Origin of the sequence: Sodalinema sp. (assembly GCF_046483825.1) — a bacterium.
Lineage (GTDB): Bacteria > Cyanobacteriota > Cyanobacteriia > Cyanobacteriales > Geitlerinemataceae > Sodalinema.
On sequence record NZ_JAWOCL010000212.1, the window covers coordinates 1 to 4901 of the forward strand.

At 52.6% G+C, this 4901-nt stretch carries 5 protein-coding genes and 1 pseudogene; 3 read left to right on the forward strand and 3 right to left on the reverse strand.

The window, feature by feature from the left end:
- Positions 1–185: 185 nt before the first annotated feature.
- Positions 186–644, forward strand: coding sequence for a hypothetical protein (locus tag R6U67_RS13745; RefSeq protein ID WP_410253071.1), 459 nt, complete (start codon positions 186–188; stop codon positions 642–644).
- Positions 645–767: 123 nt separating this feature from the next.
- On the opposite strand, the gene R6U67_RS13750 is transcribed toward R6U67_RS13745, so the two are convergent.
- Positions 768–1748 carry an NAD-dependent epimerase/dehydratase family protein gene (locus R6U67_RS13750; protein WP_410253072.1) on the reverse strand — a complete coding sequence of 327 codons (981 nt, stop codon included), beginning with the start codon at positions 1746–1748 and terminating at the stop codon, positions 768–770.
- Positions 1749–1966: 218 nt separating this feature from the next.
- Between R6U67_RS13750 and pheA the strand changes: the two genes are divergently transcribed.
- On the forward strand, positions 1967–2839 hold the full coding sequence (pheA, locus tag R6U67_RS13755) for a prephenate dehydratase (RefSeq protein WP_410253073.1): 873 nt from the start codon (positions 1967–1969) through the stop codon (positions 2837–2839).
- A gap of 61 nt (positions 2840–2900) precedes the next feature.
- Here pheA and hisI read toward each other — a convergent pair whose 3' ends face one another.
- Positions 2901–3245, reverse strand: a complete 345-nt coding sequence (gene hisI / locus R6U67_RS13760; protein ID WP_410253074.1) for a phosphoribosyl-AMP cyclohydrolase — start codon at positions 3243–3245, stop codon at positions 2901–2903.
- Between the two features lie 212 nt (positions 3246–3457).
- Between hisI and R6U67_RS13765 the strand changes: the two genes are divergently transcribed.
- Positions 3458–4714, forward strand: a complete 1257-nt coding sequence (locus R6U67_RS13765; protein WP_410253075.1) for a bifunctional folylpolyglutamate synthase/dihydrofolate synthase — start codon at positions 3458–3460, stop codon at positions 4712–4714.
- Positions 4715–4753: 39 nt separating this feature from the next.
- Here the strand turns inward: R6U67_RS13765 and R6U67_RS13770 are convergent.
- Positions 4754–4901: pseudogene (locus tag R6U67_RS13770) on the reverse strand (RNA-guided endonuclease TnpB family protein); the annotation flags it as partial.

Here is a 4901-nt window from a genome sequence, read left to right on the forward strand (position 1 = left end):
GCCTCTTGCCTCTTGCCTCTTGCCTCTTGCCTCTTGCCTCTTGCCTCTTGCCTCTTGCCTCTTGCCTCTTGCCTCTTGCCTCTTGCCTTCCCTGTTCCCTGTTCCCTGTTCCCTGTTCCCTTCCCGAAACCTCTCCCGATTCGTTGCGTCTACCGTCTTAGTTCCTCTTTACAGGTTTTGATGTGATGAAATTTTTTGGTCAACCCCTCGTGTTTGGGGCGATCGCCAGTGGATTACTGGGCCTCTCTGGGCCGGCGATCGCCCAACCCCCCGAACCGATTGTTCAGAAGGAGACGCAACCGCCTGATACGCAAACCCTATTCGCTCAGGCTCAACGACTCCCCATTTTTACTGGAGTCGACATGACTGAACAACAGTTAGTGGTTCTGCGGCCAATTTTTGAGCAAACGCACGCTCGCATCAATCGGGTGTTAAGTCCCCAACAGCAGCAAACCTTCCATCAGGCCTTAATTGAGGAGGGACGGCCATTTAGTGAATCGGTGGATTTGATGGGGTTGTCATCCCAGCAGGAAGCGCAACTCGACAATATTTTAAAGATGACGGGGTTACAGGTGGCGCCGATTCTCACTCCGGAACAACGGGAGCGGATTCAGGTGAATATCGACACTCATTACTCCAACTAGACGCCACAGGATAGATGGCACAAGAAAGGGGCGATCGCAACGCACGACTTAACGTTGCGATCGCCCCTTATCGATTCAGAATCTAGCCCAGTTGTCAAGGGTATTGAAACGTGGCCAGCCGTCTTAAGCCACCAGTTGTAGATGGGGAGAACGAAGGTGATGATACAACTGTTGTACCCACTGCCATTCTTGAGTTAGCCCTTCTTGCAGAGAGACGCTGGGGGTAAAACCGAGAAGCTTCTGAGCCTTGGAACCATCGGCACAGGTGTGGCGAGCATCTCCTTTAGAGCTTTCCATGTAGTTGATAGCAATGGGTTGACCGACCACCTCTTCCATAATGGAAATGGTGTCCCGCAGGGTAATGCGACTGCCGCCGCCGATGTTGAAGACTTCGCCGACGGCTTCGGGAACGATCCCCGCCGCCAGGTTAGCCGCCACAGCATCCTTCACGAAGGTGAAGTCTCGGGTTTGCTGGCCATCGCCATAGACGGAGATGGGCTCATCATCTAAGGCGGCTTTCAAGAACTTGTGAAAGGCCATGTCAGGGCGTTGTCGGGGGCCATAGACGGTAAAGTAACGTAGGGAGACCGTCGGGACTCCATAGTTGGCGTGATAGAGGCTACAGAGATGTTCTGCTGCCAATTTGGTGACGCCATAGGGCGACACCGGCTGGGGTAGGGTGGTTTCTGAAGTGGGGAAGGCCATGGCATTGCCATAGACGGAGGAGGAGGAAGCATAGACGAAGCGGCTCAGATTGGCTTCTTTGGCAGCTTCGAGCAGAACCTGAGTGCTATTGACGTTTAATTCTGTGTAAGCTTGGAATCCTTCCCCCCAACTGGCGCGAACTCCGGCTTGGGCGGCTTGGTGATAGACGATATCTACGCCTTTTAGGAGAGATTTCCAATCTAAGTTACGAATATCCTCTTGGATCAGTTGAAACCTAGCTCTGCGTAGGACATGACCCAAGTTCCGATGTTTGACTCGGGGATCGTAGTAGTCCGTAAATCGATCCACGCCAATGACGTGATGGCCTTGGTCTAATAAGGCTTCGACCAAATTCGAGCCAATAAATCCAGCGGCTCCCGTTACAATTACCTTTGACATAATATTCTCCCGGTTCTAACTCTAAATCCTCATGTACCCGTCTTAACCGTATTAATACCTAAGCGTCAATAGCAATGTTGGAGTCCTCAGAAGCATTAAGATGCTCAAATGCTTTCTGGGTAAAGGTTTTAGTTGTTTTTTGCAAATTGGACTCCTTCATCTCTCTTAACCGTATTCATACGGATGTGTCGACTGCCAACTGTTATTGTCAACTGTTAATGTTAACCCTTGCTTATCTTGGTCCAACCGGAACCTATACCGAAGCCGCGGCTTTAGCCTATTGCAACTGGCTAGAGCGCAGTTGTGGAACCCAGGGCAAATTGGTTCCTCATCCTAGCATTTCTCAAACGTTAGAGGCCCTGTTGACACGAACCTGTGATTTGGCGGTGATTCCCATCGAAAACTCGATTCAGGGCAGTGTCACGGTAAGTTTAGACCGGTTCTGGGAAAAGGAGCATCTTCAGGTGCAACAGGCGTTGGTGTTACCGATTCACCATGCTTTGATTTCGCGAGGTGGGGGGTTGGATGAGATTAAAACGGTCTATTCTCACCCCCAAGCCTTAGCGCAATGCCAACATTGGCTCGAACGGCAACTTCCCCAGGTTAGTTTACATTCGACGAACTCTACGGCTGAGGCGTTGCAGTATTTACAGGATGCCACGGTGGGGGCGATCGCCTCGGAACGGGCCGCGCAACTGTATGATCTGCCGATTCTGGCTCATGCGATCAACGATCATCGGGATAACTGCACTCGCTTCTGGGTGGTTCGGGCCTGGGAGCGTGATATCCCCCTCCCACAAGCCCCAGGACGCCCCTATTTGTCCTTGGCCTTTAGTTTGCCCCAAAACTCCCCTGGAGCCTTGCTCAACCCCCTACAGGTGCTGGCAAATTACGGGATTAACATGACTCGCATTGAATCTCGGCCCACGAAACGACTGCTCGGAGAATATCTCTTTTTTGTGGATGTGGATGCCCCCGATGATGAGGCGATTCTCCCTGAGGCGATCGCTCATCTGCGTAAATGTACGGAAATTCTTAAGGTTTTTGGGTGTTATACGGTGCTAAACGTCGGACCGGGTTCAAGTGAATAGCCCCGACATTATTCTGGGGGCGGGTTATTCCTGTTCCCTGTTCCCCGTTCCCTGTTCCCTTTTACCGCACTTGATTAAAAAAACAACTCCGCGCTCCGGTGTGACAGGCCACATCACCCACTTGGTCAATTTTGAGGAGGATGGTGTCGCCGTCGCAGTCGTAGGCGATGGACTTGACTTTCTGGATATGGCCAGAGGTCGCGCCTTTGTGCCACAATTCTTGGCGAGAGCGACTCCAGTAATGGGCTTCGCCACTGTCGAGGGTGCGTTCGATGGATTCTCGGTTCATCCAGGCCATCATTAAGACAGCCCCGTCTTTATGATCTTGAGCGATGGCGGGAATTAAGCCGCGATCATTGAATTTGAGCTGTTCGATCCATAATCGATCTTGATTGATGCTCTTCATTTGGCTTTCGGGTGTTTTGACGGGTCAATGGTTCCTAGGATATTGTCTAACGGATTAGTCCCAAGGCCCAAGAAATTGAGCGATTTGGGTCTTTTTCTCGTCTGCGAACAATCGCTCAACTGTCCCTGTTCCCTGTTCCCTGTTCCCTGTTCCCTGTTCCCAGTTCCGGTGTTCCCAGTTCCGGTGTTCCCTGTTCCCTGTTCCCTATCACCATGCTTGATACCTATCTCAACAAATTCGCCCGCTTTGGAGTTCATCTAGGCTTAGACCGTATCCAACGGTTGTTAAGCCATTTAGGGAATCCGCAAAATCAGGTTCGGGTGATTCATGTGGCGGGAACCAATGGGAAAGGCTCGGTTTGTGCGTATCTCAGTTCCATTCTCACGGCGGCGGGTTACCGAACGGGGCGTTATACGTCTCCTCATTTAACTCATTGGTGTGAGCGGATTTGTCTCGATGGTGATCCGATTGCTGAGGCGCGGTTTGAGGCGTTGCTGCAACGGGTTGAGGCGGCGATTGTCCCTGATGAACCGACTCCGACTCAGTTTGAGGTGGTGACGGCGGCGGCTTGGTTGTATTTTGCGGAGTCGGCGGTGGATGTGGCGGTGGTTGAGGTGGGATTGGGGGGACGGCTGGATGCGACGAATGTCTGCGATCGCCCCCTGGTGAGTATTATTACCTCGATTAGTCGCGATCATTGGCAACGTTTGGGAAATACGTTAGGGGAGATTGCGGGGGAGAAGGCGGGAATCCTCAAGGCGAATTGTGCGGCGGTGGTGGGGCCGTTACCGGCGGAGGCGCAACGGGTGGTACAAGGGCGGATTGAGGTGTTAAATTGTCCGGCGGTTTGGGTCGAACCCGCGATTCGGGTTGAGGGGAATCGGGTTCAGGTGCAGGGGTTTGAGTATGAGTTGTCTTTGGGGGGGGCGGTTCAATATGTCAATTCGGCGATCGCCCTGGCGGTGATTCGTCAGTTGCAGGCCCAGGGATGGACGATCTCGGATGAGGCGATTCGTCGGGGGATGTTGACGACGCGCTGGGATGGACGGTTGCAATGGCTGAGTTATCAACAGCGGCGCATTTTAATGGATGGCGCTCATAATGTGGCGGCGGCCCAGGCGTTACGGGGTTATGTGGAGAGTTTGCAAACGCCGGTGACGTGGGTGATGGGGATGTTGGCGACGAAGGATACGGAGGGGATTTTGGCGGCGTTGTTACGAGGGGGCGATCGCCTGATTTTTTTACCGATTCCGGGCCATCAGTTTATGCCCTTGGAGGAGTTGTCGCAGCAGGCGATCGCCTATTGTCCTGAGATCTCGCCTGAGTTGGCCCAGGAGGTGGATGAGGCGTTGAGTGAGGCCTGTTTGGACGGCGATCGCCTACCGGTTCTCTGTGGTTCGCTCTATTTGATTGGCCGTTTTTTGCAACGTCAACAGGGAGAAGGATTATCGGTGGTAAGTCATCGGTGAACTACCGAACAGTGAATCAAAGATTACACAGTCGGCTTCCTACCCAGCAAATTGCGAGATAGTAGATTTCTTACGTCCTCTACTATCTCGACTTACACTTGGGCGATAGGCGAACTCCCCAGTCCCTGAGGATAAAATACGCAGTCCTTCGTCTCTGATATTTTTGGCAGCGTTGATGTCTCTATCG

Excerpts from the sequence above, each read along its gene's own strand:
- pheA (WP_410253073.1), top strand. The coding sequence starts at position 1,967 with ATGTTAACCCTTGCTTATCTTGGTCCAACCGGAACCTATACCGAAGCC.
- hisI (WP_410253074.1), bottom strand. The coding sequence starts at position 3,245 with ATGAAGAGCATCAATCAAGATCGATTATGGATCGAACAGCTCAAATTC.
- R6U67_RS13765 (WP_410253075.1), top strand. The coding sequence starts at position 3,458 with ATGCTTGATACCTATCTCAACAAATTCGCCCGCTTTGGAGTTCATCTA.
- R6U67_RS13745 (WP_410253071.1), top strand. The coding sequence starts at position 186 with ATGAAATTTTTTGGTCAACCCCTCGTGTTTGGGGCGATCGCCAGTGGA.
- R6U67_RS13750 (WP_410253072.1), bottom strand. The coding sequence starts at position 1,748 with ATGTCAAAGGTAATTGTAACGGGAGCCGCTGGATTTATTGGCTCGAAT.